General features: G+C 62.9%; 19 protein-coding genes and 4 tRNA genes. 9 read left to right on the plus strand and 14 right to left on the minus strand.

From position 1 onward, the window contains the following. Positions 1–64: 64 nt before the first annotated feature. From HX866_RS13710 to gltX, 9 genes are all read right to left on the minus strand, one after another. Positions 65–514 carry an Hsp20 family protein gene (locus HX866_RS13710; RefSeq protein WP_177092289.1) on the minus strand — a complete coding sequence of 150 codons (450 nt, stop codon included), beginning with the start codon at positions 512–514 and terminating at the stop codon, positions 65–67. 111 nt (positions 515–625) lie between these two features. Further along, the gene (locus tag HX866_RS13715) at positions 626–1,585 is read right to left on the minus strand and encodes a tRNA dihydrouridine synthase (RefSeq protein WP_177092290.1); all 960 of its coding nucleotides are present in this window, start codon (positions 1,583–1,585) and stop codon (positions 626–628) included. Between the two features lie 92 nt (positions 1,586–1,677). Further along, positions 1,678–2,112 carry an acyl-CoA thioesterase gene (locus HX866_RS13720; protein WP_177092291.1) on the minus strand — a complete coding sequence of 145 codons (435 nt, stop codon included), beginning with the start codon at positions 2,110–2,112 and terminating at the stop codon, positions 1,678–1,680. A gap of 50 nt (positions 2,113–2,162) precedes the next feature. Continuing rightward, positions 2,163–2,702 (minus strand): TetR/AcrR family transcriptional regulator, encoded by a 540-nt coding sequence (locus HX866_RS13725; protein WP_177092292.1) that lies wholly within the window; start codon positions 2,700–2,702, stop codon positions 2,163–2,165. A gap of 191 nt (positions 2,703–2,893) precedes the next feature. After that, a tRNA-Glu gene (locus HX866_RS13730) sits at positions 2,894–2,969 on the minus strand. 76 nt (positions 2,970–3,045) lie between these two features. Beyond that, positions 3,046–3,121 (minus strand) — tRNA-Ala (locus tag HX866_RS13735). A gap of 57 nt (positions 3,122–3,178) precedes the next feature. After that, positions 3,179–3,254 (minus strand) — tRNA-Glu (locus tag HX866_RS13740). 87 nt (positions 3,255–3,341) lie between these two features. Then, positions 3,342–3,417: transfer RNA gene (locus HX866_RS13745), tRNA-Ala, on the minus strand. Between the two features lie 224 nt (positions 3,418–3,641). Further along, positions 3,642–5,123 (minus strand): glutamate--tRNA ligase, encoded by a 1,482-nt coding sequence (gene gltX / locus HX866_RS13750; RefSeq protein WP_177092293.1) that lies wholly within the window; start codon positions 5,121–5,123, stop codon positions 3,642–3,644. Positions 5,124–5,350: 227 nt separating this feature from the next. On the opposite strand from gltX, the gene HX866_RS13755 reads away from it, so the two are divergent. After that, complete coding sequence (locus tag HX866_RS13755; RefSeq protein WP_177139991.1) at positions 5,351–6,397, plus strand: HlyD family secretion protein; 1,047 nt, start codon at positions 5,351–5,353, stop codon at positions 6,395–6,397. A gap of 49 nt (positions 6,398–6,446) precedes the next feature. After that, positions 6,447–7,937 carry an MDR family MFS transporter gene (locus HX866_RS13760; RefSeq protein ID WP_177093327.1) on the plus strand — a complete coding sequence of 497 codons (1,491 nt, stop codon included), beginning with the start codon at positions 6,447–6,449 and terminating at the stop codon, positions 7,935–7,937. Here the strand turns inward: HX866_RS13760 and HX866_RS13765 are convergent. Continuing rightward, a complete protein-coding gene (locus tag HX866_RS13765) occupies positions 7,915–8,838 on the minus strand; it encodes a LysR family transcriptional regulator (protein ID WP_177124482.1) in 924 nt (307 codons plus the stop codon). The two genes, HX866_RS13760 and HX866_RS13765, sit on opposite strands and share 23 nt — an antisense overlap. 103 nt (positions 8,839–8,941) lie before the next feature. Between HX866_RS13765 and HX866_RS13770 the strand changes: the two genes are divergently transcribed. Next, positions 8,942–10,366 (plus strand): aldehyde dehydrogenase family protein, encoded by a 1,425-nt coding sequence (locus tag HX866_RS13770; protein ID WP_177139992.1) that lies wholly within the window; start codon positions 8,942–8,944, stop codon positions 10,364–10,366. Positions 10,367–10,427: 61 nt separating this feature from the next. On the opposite strand, the gene HX866_RS13775 is transcribed toward HX866_RS13770, so the two are convergent. Further along, a complete protein-coding gene (locus HX866_RS13775) occupies positions 10,428–10,976 on the minus strand; it encodes a cysteine hydrolase family protein (protein ID WP_177092297.1) in 549 nt (182 codons plus the stop codon). Between the two features lie 120 nt (positions 10,977–11,096). Here HX866_RS13775 and HX866_RS13780 point away from each other — a divergent pair, with 120 nt between their 5' ends. From HX866_RS13780 to HX866_RS13805, 6 genes are all read left to right on the plus strand, one after another. Continuing rightward, entirely contained in the window at positions 11,097–12,101 is a 1,005-nt protein-coding gene (locus HX866_RS13780) for a GlxA family transcriptional regulator (RefSeq protein ID WP_177139993.1), read from the plus strand. 64 nt (positions 12,102–12,165) lie between these two features. Further along, entirely contained in the window at positions 12,166–13,110 is a 945-nt protein-coding gene (locus tag HX866_RS13785; RefSeq protein WP_177092299.1) for a 2-hydroxyacid dehydrogenase, read from the plus strand. Between the two features lie 21 nt (positions 13,111–13,131). After that, a complete protein-coding gene (locus HX866_RS13790; RefSeq protein ID WP_177092300.1) occupies positions 13,132–13,569 on the plus strand; it encodes an SH3 domain-containing protein in 438 nt (145 codons plus the stop codon). 106 nt (positions 13,570–13,675) lie between these two features. Continuing rightward, a complete protein-coding gene (locus HX866_RS13795; RefSeq protein WP_177092301.1) occupies positions 13,676–15,502 on the plus strand; it encodes a glycoside hydrolase family 15 protein in 1,827 nt (608 codons plus the stop codon). Positions 15,503–15,661: 159 nt separating this feature from the next. After that, positions 15,662–16,924: an Nramp family divalent metal transporter gene (locus HX866_RS13800; protein ID WP_371319261.1), complete on the plus strand. Its 1,263-nt coding sequence runs from the start codon at positions 15,662–15,664 to the stop codon at positions 16,922–16,924. Between the two features lie 94 nt (positions 16,925–17,018). Further along, positions 17,019–17,780 (plus strand): class II aldolase and adducin N-terminal domain-containing protein, encoded by a 762-nt coding sequence (locus HX866_RS13805; RefSeq protein ID WP_177092303.1) that lies wholly within the window; start codon positions 17,019–17,021, stop codon positions 17,778–17,780. A 78-nt stretch (positions 17,781–17,858) separates the two neighbouring features. Here HX866_RS13805 and HX866_RS13810 read toward each other — a convergent pair whose 3' ends face one another. From HX866_RS13810 to HX866_RS13820, 3 genes are all read right to left on the minus strand, one after another. After that, positions 17,859–18,914, minus strand: coding sequence for a GlxA family transcriptional regulator (locus HX866_RS13810; protein WP_177092304.1), 1,056 nt, complete (start codon positions 18,912–18,914; stop codon positions 17,859–17,861). Positions 18,915–18,928: 14 nt separating this feature from the next. After that, positions 18,929–20,590: a choline dehydrogenase gene (locus HX866_RS13815; RefSeq protein ID WP_177139994.1), complete on the minus strand. Its 1,662-nt coding sequence runs from the start codon at positions 20,588–20,590 to the stop codon at positions 18,929–18,931. A 61-nt stretch (positions 20,591–20,651) separates the two neighbouring features. Then, entirely contained in the window at positions 20,652–21,821 is a 1,170-nt protein-coding gene (locus HX866_RS13820; RefSeq protein WP_177139995.1) for an aromatic ring-hydroxylating oxygenase subunit alpha, read from the minus strand. Positions 21,822–22,057: the final 236 nt, after the last annotated feature.

Consider the following 22,057-nt stretch of genomic DNA (forward strand, 5'->3'; position numbering starts at 1 on the left):
ATTTTGCATATGGCATCAACAAAGAACCCCGCCGAAGCGGGGTTCTTTTTTAGCAAGCTGGCGCTTAGTGCTGCAGAACCGGTTTTTGCCCGGCGTTAATGGCAATGCGCTTTGGCTTCGCCTCTTCCGGCACGACCCGCAGCAGGTCGATGTTCAACAGACCGTTGCTCAGGCCGGCCGCCTTGACCTCGATATGGTCAGCCAGGCGGAAGGACAGCTTGAAGGCACGCTGGGCAATCCCCTGATGCAGGTAGCTGATGTTTTCGACCTTGGGTTCACGTTTGCCGCCACTGACGGTCAACACGCCTTTCTCGACTTGCAGCTCCAGGTCTTCTTCCTGGAAACCGGCCGCGGCCACGACGATGCGGTATTCGTCTTCGCCATGTTTTTCAACGTTGTAAGGGGGGTAGCTGCTGCCCGGCTCATTGCGCAATGCGGTTTCAAACAGATCGTTGAAACGATCGAAACCGACGGAAGAACGGAACAGTGGAGCCAGGGAAAATGCGGTAGTCATGTCAATCTCCTGAAATTCAGCGAGTGGTTTAGTCCGCGACCCGAATTCGGCATCGCGTACTCCCTAGATAGGAACTCGCCCAGGTATTTCAAGAGATCGTCGTGAAATTTTTCAGGCCGCTTCCGGCAACGGCACGTTCAACAGACGTCCGACCGCGTCGCAATCGGTCTCGCGGCGCATGATGCTGAACAACTCCACAGCCTGCGGATAATTACGCGTCAACATCGCCAGCCACTGCTTCAACCGGCCCGGGGCCTGACGTGGCGTCAGCTGCGCCACTGCTTGCGCCCAGAAGTCGCGAAGCAGCGGTTGCAGCTCGGTCCAGGTCATCTCCACGACCTCTTCGCCGGCCCGCGCCGCAGCGATCTGCCGGGCCAGATCCGGGCGCGACACCAGGCCGCGGCCGAGCATGATGTCCTCGGCGCCACTGACTTCGCGACAGCGCCGCCAGTCGTCCACCGACCAGATATCGCCATTGGCGAACACCGGCACCTTGACCACTTCCTGCACCCGCGCCACCCACTCCCAATGGGCCGGAGGCTTGTAGCCGTCGACCTTGGTGCGGGCGTGCACGACGATCTGCGAGGCGCCGCCTTCGGCCAGCGCCGTGCCGCAGACCAGCGCCCCATCCGGGCTGTCGAACCCCAGGCGCATCTTCGCCGTCACCGGGATATGCGCCGGCACCGCACGGCGAACCTGCTCGACAATGGCGTTGAGCAACTCCGGCTCCTTGAGCAGCACCGCCCCGCCCCGGGACTTGTTCACGGTCTTGGCCGGGCAGCCGAAATTCAGGTCGATGACCTGCGAGCCCAGCTCACAGGCCAGCGCCGCGTTTTCCGCCAGGCACACCGGGTCGGAGCCCAACAGTTGCACCCGCAGCGGCACGCCGGCAGCCGTGCGGGCGTCGGTCAGCAGTTCGGGGGCGAACTTGTGGTAGTAGGCAGGCGTCAACAGCGAGTCATTGATCCGGATAAATTCGGTGACACACCAGTCGATACCGCCGACGCGGGTCAGCACATCACGCAGGATGTTGTCGACCAACCCCTCCATGGGTGCCAGGGCAATTTGCATGGGGACTCTCATAGGAAAAAGGGGTCATCAAAAAAAACGACCCTCAAAAAAGTGCCGCAGTTTACGGGGTTCCGGCACAAACCGGTATGCCCTCAGACCGGCTGCACGGCCGGCCCGTAACCCTCGATAAACTCCGCCGGCATGCGCTTGGGCTTGCCGCTGGACAGCTCGATGCAGACAAAGGTGGTTTGCGCCCGCAGCAGGGTCAGGTTGTCGCTTGGACGGACCAATTGGAAACGCCGGGTCATCTTCAGGCGCTCGTCCCAGTCGACGATCCAGGTCGCCAGTTGCAACTCGTCGCCTTCGTAGGCGGCGGCCAGGTAGTCGATCTCATGGCGGACCACCGCCATGGCCCGGTCCAGGCGCCGATACTCGGTGAGGTCCAGGCCCAGGCGCTGCGAGTGACGCCAGGCACAGCGCTCCAGCCAGCTGACATACACCGCGTTGTTGGCATGCCCGAGACCGTCGATATCCTCGTCGGCCACCTGCAAATCGAGGACGAAGGGTGTCGCCAGATCCCAACTCATGTACTGCTCCCGGTCAAATCAAAGACCGTAGCAGTGTAACGGAACAGTCCTCAGATGACCGCCGTTTTGGCCGCCCGCAAGAGTCGGTCGGACAATTCGCCAGGACCCAGCGCCCGGGCCACGGCTAGGCCGCCGATCATCAGGGCGATATCGGCCAGGGCCTTGTCGGTGTCCTCGGGACTGGCCGCCAGTTGCGCGACCATCAGCTCCACATGCTCGTTCAGGGCTTCACGAAAGCACTCCGGCAGGTTGCACATTTCGCCGACGATCGAGGGGATAGGGCAGGCCTGCTGCACCGCGTCACGGTGTTTGCGTGACAGATAGAACGCCGCGAACAAGGCGCGCCGCTCCTCTCCCGGCAACTGGCTGTCCACTTCGCTCATCTTCGCCCGACGCTGGGCGAGCAATTGCTTGAACGCCTCCAGCATCAGCGCGTCCTTGCTCTCGAAGTGTGCGTAGAAACCACCCACGGTCAACCCGGCGGCGCCCATCACTTCGCTGACACTCGGCTCGACCGGGCCGCGCTGGATCAAGGCGTTACTCGCCGCCTGCAGGATGCGTTCGCGGGTTTGAGCTTTCTTGTCGTTCATTGCCACCTCCAGACATCACGCAGAAAATATTATTCGCATAATATTTTTCCGCAAGGGTTTATTTTGACCGCTGGTCCGAGCCATGGGTATCAAAAAGTGGATTGCAGAGGAAAAAGGCCAAACGCCAGACAAACAAAAGGGCCATTCAATAATTGAATGACCCTTATAAAATCCCGCAGAGCGGGCAATCGTGGCGTCCCCTAGGGGACTCGAACCCCTGTTACCGCCGTGAAAGGGCGGTGTCCTAGGCCACTAGACGAAGGGGACACAAACCCTTCTAACATGATCAACACTGAGTGTTGATCGCTTCAAGGCCGGTGTGGCCAGACCTTGAAGTGTAAATTGGTGGAGCTAAGCGGGATCGAACCGCTGACCTCCTGCATGCCATGCAGGCGCTCTCCCAGCTGAGCTATAGCCCCGGATTTATCGCCTCGGAGGCGGAACGATATCAACCTGCAACATCGTTTCTGTAAAACTGGCGTCCCCTAGGGGACTCGAACCCCTGTTACCGCCGTGAAAGGGCGGTGTCCTAGGCCACTAGACGAAGGGGACATAAACCCTTGTGTACCTGATCGGTGCTGGTTCCGATTCATAGTACAAACCCCAGAGCAGTGTAGCTTACCCTGAAGCTTCTAAAATTGGTGGAGCTAAGCGGGATCGAACCGCTGACCTCCTGCATGCCATGCAGGCGCTCTCCCAGCTGAGCTATAGCCCCACATTCGACATTCACTTCTCACTCGCGTTGCCGCTGTGTTTCCGTGTTGTCTTGTGGACGGGGCGCATATTAAGTGCGACCCATTGCCCTGTCAAACTTTTTTTAAACATTTCTTAAAAGAATTTTCCGGGATAACAATCACTTACCGCCCTCCCCCGGAAAAACGGGGGGTTGTCGGCCACGCCTCCAGCCAGGGAAACGGCTGGTGCATGGCCGACACTGACTCAGGCAATCGCGCCCAGCAGCTTTTCCCATTCCTTGTTTTCTTTCTTCGACACACCGCCCAGCAAGTCCAGCGCCTGGCGCAGACGGAAACGCGTGAGGTCCGGGCCGAGGATTTCCATGGCATCGAGCACCGACACCGAACTGGCCTGCCCGGTGATCGCGGCAAACATCAACGGCATGGCATCGCGCAGCTTCAACTCAAGGGAGTCGACTACCGCCTGGATGGTCGCGGTGATGCTGTCCTTTTCCCACTGGCGCAGGCTTTCCAGCTTCCAGAGGATCAACTGCATCAGCTTGCGCACGTCATCGGCGGAAAGCTTCTTGTGCTCGAACAGCTTGGCATCCAGCGGCAAGCTGCCGGCGAAGAAGAAGTTCGCCAGCGGTGCGACCTGGCTGAAGGTCTCGACCCGGCCCTGGACCAGCGGTGCAATCTTCATCAGGTACTCGGGATTCAGCGCCCAGTTCTGCACACGGCTGGCGAACTCTTCCACCGGCAGGTCGCGCAGCCACTGGCCGTTGAGCCAGGAGAGTTTCTCGATATCGAAGATCGGCCCGCCCAGGGAGACGCGGGACAGGTCGAAGTGTTCGACCATTTCATCCAGGGAGAACTTCTCGCGCTCGTCGGGCATCGACCAGCCCATGCGGCCCAGATAGTTGAGCATGGCTTCAGGCATGAAGCCCATGCGCTCGTAGAAGGTCACCGAGGTCGGGTTCTTGCGCTTGGACAGCTTGCTCTTGTCCGGGTTGCGCAGCAGCGGCATGTAGCACAGCTGCGGCTGTTCCCAACCGAAGTATTCGTAGAGCAGGATCAGCTTGGGTGCCGACGGCAACCACTCTTCGCCACGCAGCACGTGGGTGATGCCCATCAGGTGGTCATCGACCACGTTGGCCAGGAAGTAGGTCGGCAGGCCGTCGGTCTTCATCAGTACCTGCATGTCCATGCGGTCCCACGGGATCTCGACGTCGCCACGGAGCATGTCCGGCACCACGCAGACGCCTTCGCTCGGCACCTTCATGCGGATCACATGGGGTTCACCGGCGGCCAGGCGGCTGGCCACTTCTTCCTTCGACAGCAGCAGGGCACGACCGTCGTAGCGCGGGGTTTCGCCGCGGGCCGTCTGCTCGGCACGCATCTGGTCCAGCTCTTCGGCGGTGCAGAAGCACGGGAAGGCGTGGCCCATGTCGACCAGTTGCTGGGTGTACTGCTTGTAGATCTCGCTACGCTCGCTCTGCCGGTACGGACCGTGGGGGCCGCCGACATCCGGGCCTTCGGCCCAGGTGATACCCAGCCAGTTCAGGGCATCGAAAATCTGCTGTTCGGACTCGCGGGTCGAACGCAACTGATCGGTGTCTTCGATCCGCAGGATGAACTCACCGCCGTGCTGCTTGGCAAAGCAGTAGTTGAACAAGGCGATGTAGGCGGTGCCGACGTGGGGATCGCCGGTGGGCGATGGCGCGATGCGCGTGCGAACGGTGGTCATGGGCGGTCTCGAAGTGGAGATAAAACAAAGGGCGAATGGTAACAGGCGCAACCGTCCCGGCTCCAGCGCAGGGCATCGGGCCAGGGCATATAAGCCAAGCTTCGGTCTAAAAATGGCTCCAGGCCCCGAAAACCGGGCTTTCTCGGCGACTGGCATTTACCCATTAATCCTGCTGTGCCAGATTCGTCTACCGTAAAATTCACTTACACATTGATGTGTTACTGCCCATGCCCTCTCAACTCAAGCGTCGACTGTTTATTTTCCTGTTCCTGGTCCTGGTGATCGCCCTGGGCTTTTTCGCCCAATGGTTCTTCAGGGGACGCTTTTATGAAAGCACCGATAACGCCTATGTCCAGGGCGAGATCACCCGCGTTTCCAGCCAGCTGGGCGCACGCATTGACGAAGTGCTGGTGGCGGACAACCAACATGTGGAAAAGGGCCAGTTGCTGGTCCGGCTCGAAGGGGCTGATTTCCAGCTGGCCATCGACCGCGCCAATGCCGCCCTCGCCACCCGCGAGGCCGAACGAGTGCAGGCCCAGAGCAAGCTGACCCAGCAGGCCAGCCTGATCGCCGCCGCCGATGCCCAGGTCGCGTCCAGCCAGGCCAGCCTCGGCCGTTCGCAACTCGACCTGAACCGCGCGCAGACCTTGCGTAAACCCGGCTACGTCTCGGAAGAACGGGTCACCACGCTCTCCGCCGATAACCATATCGCCCGCTCGCAAGTGGCCAAGGCCCAGGCCGACCTGCAAGGCCAGCGCCAGCAAGTGATCGCCCTGGGGGCCGAACTGAAGCGCCTCGATGCGCAGATCGCCAACGCCCGGGCCGACCTGGCCCAGGCCGAACTGAACCTGACCCGCAGCGAGATCCATGCGCCCATCAGCGGCCTGGTCGGTCAGCGCGCGGCACGCAACGGCCAGTATGTGCAGGCCGGTGCCTACCTGCTGTCCATCGTCCCGGACCAGGACATCTGGATCCAGGCCAACTTCAAGGAAACCCAGATCGGCCACATGCAGGCGGGCCAGAGCGCGACCTTGACCTTCGACGCCTATGAGGACACGCCGATCCAGGGCAAGGTCGAGAGCCTGTTCGCCGCCTCCGGCGCCCAGTTCAGCCTGTTGCCGCCGGACAACGCCACCGGCAACTTCACCAAGGTGGTGCAGCGCATCCCGGTCAAGCTGACCTTTGCCGCCGACAACCCGTTGCAAGGCAAGATCCGTCCGGGCATGTCGGTCACCGTCAAGGTCGACCTGCGCGACGCCCAGCATGGCCGGTGATCAACTGATCCGACCGGTGGGTGAACCGACCCGCCGGGACTGGATCGCGGTGATGAGCGTGATGCTCGGCGCCTTTATGGCGGTGCTCGACATCCAGATCACCAACTCCTCGCTCAAGGATATCCAGGGCGCACTCTCGGCGACCCTGGAAGAGGGCTCGTGGATTTCCACCTCCTACCTGGTGGCGGAAATCATCATGATTCCCCTCACCGCCTGGCTGGTGCAATTGCTCTCGGCGCGGCGGCTGGCGGTCTGGGTATCCCTGGGTTTCCTCGGCTCGTCGCTGCTCTGTTCCATGGCCTGGAGCCTGGAAAGCATGATCGTGTTCCGCGCCATGCAGGGTTTCACCGGCGGCGCGCTGATCCCCCTGGCGTTCACCCTGACCTTGATCAAGCTGCCGGACCACCACCGCGCCAAGGGCATGGCCATGTTCGCCATGACCGCCACCTTTGCCCCGTCCATCGGTCCGACCATTGGTGGCTGGCTCACGGAAAACTGGGGCTGGCAATACATCTTCTACATCAACATCCCGCCCGGCCTGATCATGATCGCGGGGCTGCTCTACGGACTGGAAAAGAAAGAAGCCCACTGGGAACTGCTCAAGAGCACCGACTACGCCGGAATCGTCAGCCTCGGCATTGGCCTTGGGTGCCTGCAGGTGTTCCTCGAGGAAGGCCACCGCAAGGACTGGCTGGAATCGGACCTGATCGTGACGCTGGGCAGCATCGCCCTGCTGAGCCTAATCACGTTCGTGATTCTGCAGTTGTCCAAACCCAACCCGTTGATCAACCTGCGCATCCTGCAGAACCGCAACTTTGGCCTGTCGAGCATTTCCAGCCTGGGCATGGGCGTGGGCCTGTACGGCTCGATCTACCTGCTACCGCTGTACCTGGCGCAGATCCAGAACTACAACGCCCTGCAGATCGGCGAAGTGATCATGTGGATGGGAGTACCGCAGCTGTTCCTGATTCCGCTGGTGCCCAAGCTGATGAAGTTCGTTTCGCCGAAGCTGCTCTGTGCCCTGGGGTTTGGTCTGTTCGGGTTGGCGAGTTTTTCTTCCGGGGTGCTCAACCCGGACTTTGCCGGCCCACAGTTCAACCAGATCCAGATCATCCGCGCCCTGGGGCAGCCGCTGATCATGGTGACCATCTCGCTGATCGCCACCGCCTATATCCAGCCCCAGGACGCGGGGTCGGCGTCGAGCCTGTTCAACATCCTGCGCAACCTCGGCGGGGCCATCGGCATCGCCCTGCTCGCGACCTTGCTGGATGCACGGACCAAGGTCTATTTCGATTATCTGCGCGAGGCGGTGGTACCGGGCAACCCGCAGGTAGCCGAACGCCTGGCGGCGCTGACGAATACCCTGGGCAGCGACAGCGCGGCGCTGGGCAAGCTGAGCGAGATCACCCATCAGCAGGCATCGATCATGGCCTATAACGACGCCTTCCATTTTGTCGGGATCGCGCTGGGGATCAGCATGTTGGCGGTGCTGTTGACCAAGGCGCTGCCGGCGGGGGTCAAGGCCGGGGAAGCGCATTGACATTGAGGCCCTGTTCACTACGCTCGCGAATCAACTCGACCAGCGCCCGCAACCCCGCCGGCACATGCCGCCGCCCCGGGTAATACAACGACAACCCACCATAAGGCGGCGTCCACTCCTCCAGCACCGGCACCAGGGTGCCCGCCGCCAGGTCGGCGCTGGCATTCCACTGCGAGCCATACGCCAGGCCCAACCCCGCCCGCGCGGCCTCCAGCACCAGGGTCGATTCATCCAGGGTCAGCACACCCTGCACATCGATCTCATAGGACTCGCCATGGCGCTCGAACTCCCAGTGATAGATCCGCCCACTGGGCAAACGCAGGCGGATACAGCGATGGTTCAACAGGTCCATCGGCGTCTGCGGCACCGGATTACGTGAGAAATACTCCGGGCTACCCATCACCAACAACCGCAACGGCAAACCCAGCGGGATGGCGATCATGTCCTGGGGCACACTGTCGTGCAGACGGATCCCGGCATCGAAGCCCTCGACAACGATATCGATCAACTTGCCCTCGGTAACAATATCCACCTTCATCTGCGGATAGCGCCGCATGTACTCCAGTAACAGCGGCATCGCCTGCTTCACCGCACCCACCGCGCTGTTGATGCGCAAGGTGCCGGTCGGCACATCGCCGTGGTTGCCGGCCTGTTCCATCGCCTCGCGAATGCTCGACATCGCCGGCGCAATACTCTCGACAAACTGCGCCCCGGCCTCGGACAGCGCCACACTGCGGGTGGTGCGATTGAACAGCCGAGCACCGATGCGCGCCTCCAACGCCGACACCGCATGACTCAGCGCCGAGGTCGAGACATCCAGCTCGGTGGCCGCCGCACGAAAACTCCGATGCCGGGCCACGGCCAGCACCGCCTCCAATTCTGTCAGGCCTGATGTGCGCATTATCCTATATCACTCACTAACTCATGCCGCTTCATCCGGCTTATCAGGCCAATCCTAGACGCTTATCCTGATTGACACCACAGACCCACGCCTCGGAGCAGCCATGCAACGCATCGACCATATCTATATCAATGGCGCCTTTGTCACCCCTCATGGCCAGGAACTGTTCGACCTGTTCAACCCGGCGACCGGCCAAGTCATCGGTCAGGTACGCCTGGCGGACGAACAGGATGCCCACGCCGCGATTGCCGCCGCCAAGGCCGCATTCCCGGCCTTCTCCCGCACCAGCAAGGCCGAACGCCTGGCCATGTTGCAGCGCATGCACGCGGCCATTGTCGCCCGGGAAGACCAACTCAACGACGCCCTCATCGAGGAATACGGCGCCCCCGCCTCGCGCTCGCGCTGGATGGCCCAGCATGCCGCCAGCGTCTTTCTGGAAGCGGCGAAGGTCCTCGAAAACTACGACTTCAAGCGCCGGGCCAGGACCGCCGAGGTGATCATGCAGCCCCTCGGCGTGGCGGGCCTGATCACCCCCTGGAACAATGACGCCGGCTTTATCTGCGGCAAACTGGCCGCCGCCCTGGCCGCCGGTTGCACCACGGTGATCAAACCCAGCGAAATGAGCGCGATCCAGACCCGTATCGTCACCGAGGCCCTGCACGCAGCCGATCTGCCGCCGGGGCTGTTCAATATCGTCACCGGTCGCGGTGAAACCGTCGGCGCCACGATCAGCAGCCATCCGGATATCGCCAAGATCTCCTTCACCGGCTCCACCCTGGTGGGCAAGAGCATCCTGCGCAGCGCCGCCGAAACCTTGAAGCGCGTCACCCTGGAACTGGGCGGCAAATCGCCGGTGGTGATCCTCGACGATGCCGACCTGAGCCAGGCCATTCCCCTGGCCTTGCAGGCCGGCTTCATGAACAGCGGCCAGGCGTGCATCGCCGGGACCCGGATTCTGGTGCCCGAGGCACGCCTGCACGAAGTCGAAGCCGCCGTGCTCCAGGCCATCGACGCGGTCAAGGTCGGCAATCCACTGGACCCACAGACCAGCGTCGGGCCGATGGTCAGTGAAAAACAATGGCAGCGGGTGCAACGCTATATCCGCATCGGTATCGACGACGGTGCCCGACTGCTGGTGGGCGGCGAAGGCCTGCCCGAGGGCATGGACAAGGGCTGGTTCGTGCGCCCGACCGTGTTCAGTGGCGTGACCAACGAAATGACCATCGCCCGTGAGGAAATTTTCGGTCCGGTGCTGTCGATCATCACCTACCGTGATCAGGAAGACGCCATCCGCATCGCCAATGACACACCTTACGGCCTGCAGGCCTATGTGATGTCCAGCGACGCCGAACGGGCCCGCCAGGTTGCCGACCGCCTCGAGGCCGGACGCGTGCTGATCAACACCCTGGCCCACGAGCCGGCGGCACCCTTCGGCGGTTTCAAGCAGTCGGGCATCGGCCGGGAATACGGGGCCTTCGGGCTGGAGGCGTTCCTCGAGCCGAAATCGATTCTGGGGGGCGTTCAATAACCGCCGTGTCCTCCCCAGCAGGCCGACGCCTGCCGGGGAGACCGGGTTCGCCCGTGACGGCTTAGCGCGCCAGCCATTGCTCGGCGGATACCACCGAGGCATAACCGAACGCCAGGGACGCCATGAACGCTCCATGCACATGGGCCGCCGGCACCGTCAGGCCATTGAACTCCAGGTCCCGTGAAGCACAGGCATCATGAATCACCGTGACCGGGTAACCCAGGTCAGTCGCCGCGCGGGTGATGGCGTCGACACACAGGTGGCTCATGCTGCCGACCACCACCAGTTCCTTGACGTCATTGCGTTCCAGCACCGCGCCCAGTTCGGTGTCGCGAAACGAGTTGATGAAATGCTTGAGGATCACCTGCTCATCGGCACGATTGAGCACCTTGGCGTGCAACTGCGCGCCTTCGGACCCCGGGACAAAGAACGGCGCATCGGCGCTCGCGGACTCATGGCGGACATGCACCACCAGGTCGCCGGCCTCGCGCGCTGCGGCCAGAATCGCGGCAGCCTTGTCGGCCGCTGCATCGGCGCCGCTCAGGGTCCATTTGCCACCTGGGAAATAGTCGTTCTGGATATCCACCAGGATCAGTGCTTGTACGGACATATCATTTTCCTCGATTGAGTGGTGCAGCGTTCGGTTGCTTTGCGTTACCGGATCAAGTATCCAGTTCGCAGCGTGCTCCGGGGATTGGCCGGACCGACACTTTCGAGGGGAAAACTGACAATGGACGCGACCGACCCGACAACCCATGGGTTGAAAGACAGCGCCGTGGCCGAAATCGGCCTGCTCCTCTATCCCGGCGCGCAGACCGCCGCCATCCACGGCTTGACCGACCTGTTCAGCGTGGCCAATCGCATGGTCGCCGAACACGGCGATGCGGCCCGGCTGCTGCGCATCAGCCATTGGGCCACCAGCGCCACGGGCGAGTCGATCGAGCGGGTCTACGACAGCCGACCGGGCACGGCGAGCCACCCGGCCGCCGTGGTCATTCCGCCCTCCCTGGGCGAGACGCCCTCACCGGCGGCCTTGCTGCTCAGTGCCGACTGGGTCCGCGAACAACATAGCCGCGGAGCGATCATCGGCTCCGTGTGCATGGGCGCCTTCGTGCTGGCACAGACCGGCCTGCTCGATCAGCGCCCCGCCACCACCCACTGGAATTCGGCCAAGGCCTTGTCCGCGCTCTACCCGCAGATACGCCTCGACACCGACAAACCGATCATTGACGACGGCGACCTGATCACCACCGCCGGGTTGATGGCCTGGGCCGAACTGGGCATGCGCCTGGTCGAACGGCTGCTGGGGCCGGGCATCGCCACCCGCACGGCGCGCTACCTGCTGATCGAGCACCGGGACAACAGCGAATGCGCTGGAAACTTTGCGCCGATACTGGGACACGGCGATGCGGCGATCCTCAAGGTCCAGCACTGGTTGCAAAGCAGCGGCGCGCTGGAAGCCAGCGTGAATACCATGGCCGACAAGGCCGGCCTGGAAGAACGCACCTTTCTGCGGCGCTTTCGCGCTGCCACCGGCCTGCGCCCGACGGAGTACTGCCAACACCTGCGAGTCGGCAAGGCGCGGGAAATGCTTGAATTCACCAACGGCACCGTCGACCATATCGCCTGGACCGTGGGTTACCAGGACCCCGGTGCATTCCGTTCGACCTTCAAGAAAATCACCGGTTTTTCCCCCAGTGACTACCGAAGTCGCTACGGCGCCAGAGCGACCTGAGCTCAACCACCGGCAGGGCGATGCCTTGCCGGTCATTCCTTATTGATACGGCCCGGAGAAACACATGAGCAACGTGCTGCTGGTACTCGTGGAAACCGTCAACGACTACTTGCCGATCATCCAGAAGCACGGCTTCGAACTGATCCTGGCGCCGACCCAAGCCCTGCGTGCGCAGGCCATCGCCACCCACGGCGAGCGCATCAACGTGGTGCTGACCCGCGGTCCGCTGGGGCTGTTCGCCGATGAAATGGCCGCCCTGCCGAAACTCGAGATCATCTGCGTGCTCGGTGCCGGTTATGAAAAGGTCGACCTGCACGCCGCGGCACAACGCGGTATTGTCGTGACCAACGGCGCCGGCGCCAACGCTTCGCCCGTGGCCGATCACGCCATGGCCCTGTTGTTGTCGCTGGTCCGGGACATTCCCCAGGCCGATGCCTCGGTGCGGCGCGGCGAATGGCGCAAGCTGACCCGCCCGTCCCTCGGCGGCAAACGCCTGGGCATCCTCGGCATGGGCGCGGTAGGCCTGGCCATTGCCCAGCGCGCGGCCCTGGGCTTCGACATGACGGTGAGTTACCACAACCGCCGTCCACGTACGGATATCGATTACCAGTATTGCGCCACGACCACCGAACTGGCGCTGGCCTCGGACTTCCTGATCATCGCCACGCCGGGCGGTGCCAGCACCGACGGCCTGATCGACCGCCAGGTCTTCGAGGCACTTGGGCCACAAGGTTTCCTGGTCAACATTGCCCGCGCCAGCGTGGTGGTGACCCGCGATCTGGTGGACGCGCTCCAGCAAGGTCGCCTCGCCGGCGCGGCACTGGACGTGTTCGACGACGAACCGAATGTACCGCAAGTTCTCAAGGACCTCGACAATGTGGTGCTGACCCCTCATGTGGCCGGCCTGTCGCCGGAAGCCTCCGAAGCCACGGTGAGGCTGGTGGAAGAAAACCTGCTGGCCTATTTTTCCGGCCAACCGGTGCTCACGCCGGTTGCCCTGCCCGGCTGATCCGCAACCGGCCCTTCGCTGATGACCAGCCCACTTTCCCAACCCCTGATGGACACCTATCGCATGGAACGCACCGCCCGCCTGTTGCCCTTTGCCTGCTTGCTGCTAAGCCTCTCGTCCGTGGTCTTTGCCGGCGAAGCGCCGGTCGATTGCGACGCCCTGAATGACAAGGCCAATGCCGAAGCCGGCAGCTACCGCCCGCCCGTCGAAGGCAAGGTCATCGGCCAGGGCCGGGCCTACTTTCACAGCGCCCCGAACAGCACCTGCATCACCAAAAAAGTCTTCGTCGTTCCCGGCGATGGCCTCACGGTGTATGCCAGCACCGAAGATGGCTGGGCCCAGGTCATGTATATCGCCAAAAGCGGTGACGACTTCACCGGCTGGGTCGAGGAGAACCGCGTCGAACTGGGCCAGCACTACGGCGGTGACCCGGCGCCCGAGACCACGCCGGAGCAATAAGCCCCAGCCCATCTGAACTCCGCCGAGGAATGCCAGTCAGCTCAGTAAGTGCATTCAAAGGCCTGCGCTGACAACGGCATGCCTCTCTACCCGGAGTTTCGCGGCCATGCCTGATCTTTCCACCGAACCCCAGAGCGCCATCGAGGCCCACGGCGTCATTGGCGACATGAGTAGCGCCGCGCTGGTCAACGACCGTGGCAGCGTCGACTTTTTCTGCTGGCCGGCCTTCGACAGCCCCTCGATCTTCTGCGCCTTGCTCGACAGCCCCGACGCCGGGATTTTCCAACTGGCCCCGGACCTGCCCGATGCCCGTCGCGAACAGATCTACCTGCCGGACACCAATGTCCTGCAAACCCGCTGGCTGAGCGACAGCGCAGTGGTGGAAATCACCGACCTGCTGCCGGTCAGCGACGATGAGGACGACCTGCCGATGCTGATCCGCCGGGTCCGGGTGATCAGCGGCCGCGCCACCTTCCAACTGCGTTGCGCCGTGCGCCATGACTACGCCCGTGCCGCCACCCGCGCCCGCCTCGACGGCGATGATGTGTGCTTCGACGCGCCGGACCAGCCCAGCCTGCGCCTGTGTGCCGACCAAGCGCTGCAACTGGACCGGCAGGCTGCCGTCGCCACCTTCAGCCTGGAACAACAACAGAGCGCCGAGTTCCTCCTCGGCGGCGCCGACGATCCACGGATCAAGGTCGGCGGCAGCGATCTCGCCCTGCAACGCACCCTGACCTTCTGGCGTCACTGGCTCAGCCGCTCCAACTATCGTGGACGCTGGCGCGAAGCGGTCAACCGTTCGGCCCTGGCCCTCAAGCTGCTGACCTCACGCAAGCACGGCGCAATCCTCGCCGCCGCCACCTTCGGCCTGCCGGAAAGCCCTGGTGGCGAGCGTAACTGGGACTATCGCTACACCTGGATCCGCGACGCCTCCTTCACCATCTACGCCTTCATGCGCCTGGGCTACGTCGAGGAAGCCAATGGTTTCATGCGCTGGTTGCGCGGACGGGTCGGCGATTGCAGCGACCAGCCGTTGAAGCTGAACATCCTCTACGCCATCGACGGCACCCAGGAACTGCCGGAAACCGAACTGACGCACCTGTCCGGCTACGGCAATGCCCGCCCGGTACGCATCGGCAACCAGGCCTACGAGCAGATCCAGCTGGATATCTTCGGCGAGCTGCTGGACGCGGTGTACCTGACCAACAAATACGGCGAAGCGATTTCCCATGAAGGTTGGCTGCATGTAGGCCAGATCGTCGATCAGGTCTGCGCCACCTGGAACCAGGCCGACGTCGGGATCTGGGAAATGCGTGGCGAGAAACATCACTTCCTGCATTCGCGGCTGATGTGCTGGGTCGCCCTGGACCGCGCCATCCGCCTGGCTTCCAAGCGCTCGCTACCGGCGCCGTTCGCCCGCTGGGACCAGACTCGCCAAGCGATACACGCCGATATCTGGAGCAACTTCTGGAACGCGGAACGCGGGCATTTCGTCCAGCATAGCGGCGGCACCGGCCTCGACGGTTCGATGCTGCTGATGCCGCTGGTGCGCTTTGTCGGCGCCACCGATCCACGCTGGCTGGCAACCCTGGAGGCGATCCAGAAAAGCCTAGTGCGCGACGGCATGGTCTATCGCTATCGCAACGACGATCACCCCATCGACGGCTTGCCCGGCGCCGAAGGCGCCTTCGCCGCCTGCTCGTTCTGGTACGTCGAGTGCCTGGCCCGGGCCGGGCGCGTGGAACAGGCGCACCTGGAGTTCGAACAACTGCTGAGGTATGCCAACCCCCTTGGGCTGTACGCCGAAGAGTTCGACTCCCAAGCCCGGCACCTGGGCAATACCCCACAAGCGCTGACCCACCTGGCCCTGATCAGCGCCGCGTGTTTCCTCGATCGCAAGCTCAGCGGCGATGTCACGCCGTGGCAACCCTGAGGCCACTAGCGACAGACTCAATCGCCTCGATAGCTTGGGCTGCGCCCGCCAAACGTCTAAGCTGGCGCTTCCTCAGTTGTTGTCCTGGAACGCCGTGTGAAATTCAGCCTGCCGAAAGTTGCCACCGCCCCCTTCTGTCCGTCTGAAGTGAACGGCTCGATTGCAGTCGATCGCGGGGCGCCGTTCTTCAAGCGCGCCCTGCGCTTCGCCGGCCCCGGCCTGCTGATTTCCATCGGCTATATGGACCCCGGCAACTGGGCCACGGCGATCGAGGCCGGCTCGCGTTACGGCTACAACCTGCTGTTCGTGGTGCTGCTGGCGAGCCTCGCTGGCATGGCCGTCCAATGCCTTTGCTCACGCCTGGGGATCGCCACGGGCCGCGACCTGGCGCAGTTGTGCCGGGAACGCTACAGCCCGCGTTCGGCCAAATTCCAGTGGGCACTGGCGGAGATCTCGATCATCGCCACGGACCTGGCCGAAGTGCTCGGCTGCGCCCTGGCCTTTCATCTGCTGCTGGGTTGCTCGCTGACCTTCGGCATTGCCTTGACGGCCTTCGATACCCTGCTGATCCTGGCGTTGCAGAACCGTGGTTTCCGGCGCCTGGAAGCCATCATGCTGGTGCTGGTGGCGACCATCGGCGTGTGTTTCTTCATTGAGCTGGTGCTGATCAAACCCTATTGGCCGGACGTGTTCCAGGGTTTCAAACCCTCCCTTTCGGCCATCAGCGATGCCGCTCCGTTGTACCTGGCCATCGGCATTCTCGGGGCCACGGTGATGCCCCATAACCTCTACCTGCACACTTCGGTGGTGCAAACCCGGCTGATCGGCAGCGACCTCGCCAGCCGCCAGGACGCCGTGCAACTGGCACGCATCGACACCCTGGGCTCGCTGGCCCTGGCCTTGCTGGTCAACGCGGCGATCCTGATCCTTGCCGCGGCGGCCTTCCACCAGAACGGGCATACCGCAGTGGTGGAGATCCAGGACGCCTATCACCTGCTCGACCCGCTGGTGGGCGGCGCGTTCGCCAGTACCTTGTTCGGCATCGCGCTGTTGGCGTCCGGGCAAAGCTCGACCTTTACCGGCACCATCGCCGGCCAGGTGATCATGGAAGGCTACCTGAACCTGAAGATCCCCTGCTGGCAGCGCCGCCTGATCACCCGTGGCCTGGCACTGATCCCGGCCTTTGCCGGGGTCTGGCTGATGGGCGAAGACGCGGTGGGTAAATTGCTGGTGCTGAGCCAGGTGGTGCTGAGCCTGCAATTGCCCTTTGCGCTGTATCCGCTGATTCGCATGACCAGCGATGAGCGCCTGATGGGACCCTTCGTCAATCGCTGGTACACCAAGGTCCTGGCCTGGGGCCTGTTCATGGTGATCAGCGCGGCGAACGCCTGGCTGATCGTGCAAGTCTTCAGCGGCGACTGAGGCAATGGCGTCAACCCGTGTCGCTTCCCATCAAGCGGCCACGGGTCGGATCCCTAGACTCTTGAGCATCATCCGCCGGAGTCAGGAGTCCAGCATGAACATCGCCATCGAACACACCGCTGCCGCACTGTCATCGCCACAGGCACGGCTGCGTCGGGAACTGGCCTGCGCCTTTCGCTGGGCGGCGCGGCTGGGGCTGCACGAGTCGATTGCCAACCATTTCAGCGTGGCCACGTCGGCGGATGGCCGGGAGTTTCTGATCAACCCCTACGGTCGGCATTTCTCGCGGATCAAGGCCAGTGACCTGTTGCAGGTCAACGCCGACGATCCTTCGAGCCTGGCCGGCCCGAATGCACCGGATATCACCGCCTCGGCCCTGCACAGTGCGCTGCACCGCAATCAGCCCCATGCCCGTTGCATCCTGCACAGCCATTCGAAATATGCCACCGCACTGGCCTGCCTGGCGGATTCGCGGCTGCCGCCCATCGAACAGAACGCCATGCGTTTCTTCGAACGGGTGGCGATCGATGAAGGGTTCGACGGCATGGGCCTGGGCGACGAGGCCGAGCGGGTCGGCCGGCTGCTGGGGGACAAGCCGATCCTGCTGATGGGCAATCACGGCCTGCTGGTGGCGGCCCCCAGCGTGGCCCAGGCCTTCGATGATCTGTATTACTTCGAGCGGGCGTGCGAGGTGTATATCACCGCGCTCTCGACGGGACGGCCTTTGCGTATCGCCAGCGACGAGGTGGCGCGCAAGACCGCGCGGCAATGGCGGGACTATCCGGGGTTTGCCGAAAAGCATTTTGCCGCGTTGCTGGGGATTCTCGAAGAGGAGGAACCGGAGTTCGCGGACTAACCGACGGCCACTGAGCCACCGTGGAAGCCGGCTTGCCGGCGAATCGCAAGAACGTCGCGGTGTTTCAGGCACACCGCGTTATCGTTCATCGCCAGCAAGCTGGCTCCTACAGAGTGGCTGGCGCATCACCGGAGCACTGAACACCTGGCTGCGGTCCTCACTCGGCGGGCAGCCGAAACGTGCCCGGTAGGTGCGGGAGAAATGCTCCAGCGAACCAAATCCCGAGCAGGCCGCGACCTGGGCCACGCTCAAGCGGGTCTGTTGCAACAGGTTATGGGCCCGCGCCAGGCGCAAGCTCATGTAGTACTTGAGCGGTGACAAGCCGGTGTGTTGCTTGAACTGACGCTCCAACTGACGCTGGGACAAGCCGACCTTGGCCGCAATCGCCTCACAGTCCAGCGGTTCCTCCAGCGCCTGCTCCATCCATTGCACCGCGCGGCGCATCTTGGCGCTGGACAGCCGGGTACTCGCCAGGCCATCGTCGAGCTGGTTATCCAGCGGCTGGCGCACACGGCCCATCAGCAGATGCATGGCAATCTCGCGGGCCAGGTCGCTGTCCACGCTCTGCCCGAGCCAGCTGATCATCATGTCCAGGGTCGAGGTGGCGCCGGCACAGGTCAGGCGCTGACGCTCCAGGGTATAGAGCTGGGTCCGGGCCTTCACCCGCGGGTAGCTTTCCTGGAAGCCCTGCCAATTGTCCCAGTGCACCGCCGCTTCATAACCATCCAGCACGCCCGCGGCGGCCAGCAGTTCAGTGCCGGTCTCCACCCCCATCAGCACCGCACCGAACAGCGCCTGCTTGCGCAGCCAGCTTTTCAGCGATTGATTGCGGCTGTGCTTGTGCACATCGAAACTGGCGATCACCAGGCAGGCATCAAAGCCCTGTTCGGCATCGGGGCTACCGGCAACCATCGTGGACAAGCCGTTGCTGGCGAGCACCGGCTGACCGTCAAGGGACAGCAGGGTCCATTCGAAGAGCGCACGCTGGGTCAGCCAGTTGGCAATCACCAGCGGCTCGATAACCGCCGCCAGGCCCAGGTGGGAAAACGACGGCAACAGCAATACGGCAATCCGCAAGGGCGCGGCATCGGCACGACGCCAGTCGGGTGAGTGGGTACTGGTTTGCGGGCTCATCGAAAACAGGCCTCTCAACGTTGTTCGGTTTGCCAATGCGGGTGTATCCACACCGGTGCCTGCGCCACCGGCAAGGGTGTCCGTCCACGAATCATATCGCTGGCCTTCTCTGCGATCATCACCGTCGGCGCATTGGTGTTACCGCTGACGATCACCGGCATGATCGAGGCATCCACCACCCGCAAGCCCTCCACGCCATGGACCCGCAGTTGTGGATCGACCACCGCCTCCGGATCGTCGCCCGGCCCCATCTTGCAGGTGCCGCTGGCATGGTAGCCGGTTTCGGTGACACGCCGGGCCCAGGCGTCGAGTTCTCCATCGCTTTGTACCTGAGCACCGGGCACCAACTCCTCCCCCGCAAATACCGCCATCGCCGGTTGCCTGATGATTTCGCGCACCAGCCGCGCCCCCGCTCGCATGTCGGCGCGATCCTGTTCGGTGCCGAGGTAGTTGAACAGGATCCGTGGCGGCTGCCGTGGGTTGCTGCTGGCGAGGGTGACACTGCCCAGGCTGCTGGGACGCATCAGGTCGATATGCACCTGGAACGCATGGGCCGGCACCAGGTCGACGCTGCCGGGCTTGACCGCCAGGGGCATGAAGGTCAGTTGCAGGTCCGGATGCTCGACCCCGGCCCGCGAGCGGATAAACGCACCGGCCTCGAAATGATTGCTGGCCGCCGGGCCGTCATGGCTGACAAACCAGCGGGCACCGATCCACCATTTGCCCGGCGCGGTGGTCCAGGGGTAAAGCGACACCGGCTGCTTGCACAGGTACTGCACCACGGCATCGGGGTGATCGTTGAGGCGCTGGCCAACGCCCGGCAAGTCATGCCGGACCGGCACACCCAGATCACGCAACTCAGCCGCCGGGCCGATACCGGACAACAGCAGCAACTGCGGTGAGTTGATCGCCCCCGCCGTGAGTAACACCTCACGCCGGGCCAGGGCCTGCCAGACATGGCCGTTCTGTTCGTATTCCAGGCCACAGGCACGGTTGCCCTTGAACAGGATCCGCAGCGCCAGGGCACCGGTCACCACCTGAACATTGCCTCGCTGCAATGCCTCGCGTAGATAGCCTTTGGCGGTACTCCAGCGCTTGCCGCCACGGGTGGTGCGGTCCACCGGACCGAAGCCTTCCTGGCGATAACCGTTGAGGTCGTTGCTCGGCGCATAACCGGCCTCGACTCCGGCGTCGACAAACGCGGCACACAACGGCGTACCGATATTCCCCGGAGTGACGTGCAAGTGCCCATGGGCGCCGCGATAGCTGTCCGGCCCCTCGGCATGGGCCTGGGCGCGGATAAAGTACGGCAGCACCTCCTGATAGCTCCAGCCATTGCAACCCTGGGCGGCCCACTGGTCGTAATCGCGGGCATGGCCACGGATATAGACCATGCCATTGATCGACGACGAACCGCCCAGGGTGCGCCCGCGTGGCGTGCCGATCCGCCGCCCGTCGAGCCCGGGTTCGGGCTCGGACAGGTAGCTCCAGTTATAGCGGCTGCCGCCGACGACAATGCCCACCGCCGAGGGCATGTCGATGGTCCAACTGCTATCAGCGGGACCGGCTTCCAGCAGCAGGATACGCACGGCCGGATCTTCGCCCAGGCGATGGGCCAGGACACAACCGGCCGAGCCGGCGCCGACAATCAGGTAATCGAATTCGTCTTCGGACATGATCGGACCTACTCCCTCGCAAGATTCAGGCGGGCAGTTGCGCGGCCCACCTCCTGGCATTTCAGCGGTCGTTCTGGCCGTGAATGCCCTGGAACACCAACCGATGGAAGTGATGCACCAGGTGCTCGCTTTCGTTGCTGCGCTGGGCGTCGATCATGTAGCGCCCCTGGTCGTAACCCAGGGAACGCAGGCCCTTCTGCACCGAGATATTCAGGGCGATATCCTCGGGGCCCAGGTCCTCATTCATCCACTTCATGCAGGCGCTACTGACCTCAGCCGTGCGGGCATTGGAGGAGTAGTAACCGAAACGCAGCAGCGAGCGTTCGGCATCCAGCGGAATCATCATGAACGAGCCGAGGAACTCGGAAAACGGGAAGGTGTAGAAGGTGTTGTTCGGCCACAGGCCGATATTGAAAAAGCATTCCTCGGGGTTCAGGTCGCTGCGCAGTTTCACCCCATAGGCCTCGGTGGCGGCGAGATTGGCCGGCGCGGCGTAGGTCCACCAGTTGTCGCGTTTGGTCAACTGGTAGCCCTTGAAGTCGATCAGTCTGGCCAGGTCGATATGGCACGGGCCGGACAGCTTGAAGTGATAACCCTCGATGGAGTTGTCCATGATCACTTTCCAGTTGGCCGGCACGATCACATCCTGCTCTTCGATCAGTTGCATCCCATCGAGGTCGGGAAATACCCGGCGCATTTCCTCGTCGGCCCCGGGAAACAGCTCGCGCAACGAGGGCGCCTCGGGGTCCAGGTTGAAGTAGATGAAACCGCCCAGCTCCTCGGTCCGCACCTTGGGAATATTGAACTGCTGTGCCTCGAAGTTCTTCATCCGTTCGCAACGCGGCGCGCTGCGCAGGCTGCCGTCCATCTCATAGCACCAGGAATGGTAGGCACAGCGCATCACTCCGCCGGTAGTGCCACGGCGCTGTTCCAGCAAACGGTTGCCGCGGTGCTGGCAGACATTATGGAAAGCATGGATCTGCCCTTCCCGGTTGCAGGCCACCACGATGCTCTGGTCGAACAGGTCGCAGACCACGTACTGCCCCGGTTCGGCGAACTCGTTGCGGTGCCCGGCGACATGCCAGGCACCCATGAAAATATTGTCGCGCTCGGCCTGGAACAGCCCCTCATCGAAGAAATACCGCGACGGCAAGGTGAAGGCTTCTTCGGGATTCTGCTGATCCCAACCTTCGACCCGGGATTGTTGTTTCTGGATATGAATAGGCTGCATGGACGTGCTCCTCGACCAGGATTGAGCGCTCGGTTCGGCTGCCGGCGTTGGAATCCAATCTAGAGCACCCTCCCGGGCCGGGATTGATGGAAAGCGACTCGTTGAGCAGGAAAAAAATCAATCGCGATCAGCCTCCATCTCCTGACAAACATTGTTCCCAGCGCTGAAAATCCGCAGGAAAAGTCCCACAAAGAGGCTGTCAGGACTCAACTAGGGTGAAGAGCAGACACACATTA

It is taken from the genome of Pseudomonas gingeri, from assembly GCF_013386165.1.
Taxonomy (GTDB): Bacteria; Pseudomonadota; Gammaproteobacteria; order Pseudomonadales; family Pseudomonadaceae; genus Aquipseudomonas; species Aquipseudomonas gingeri_C.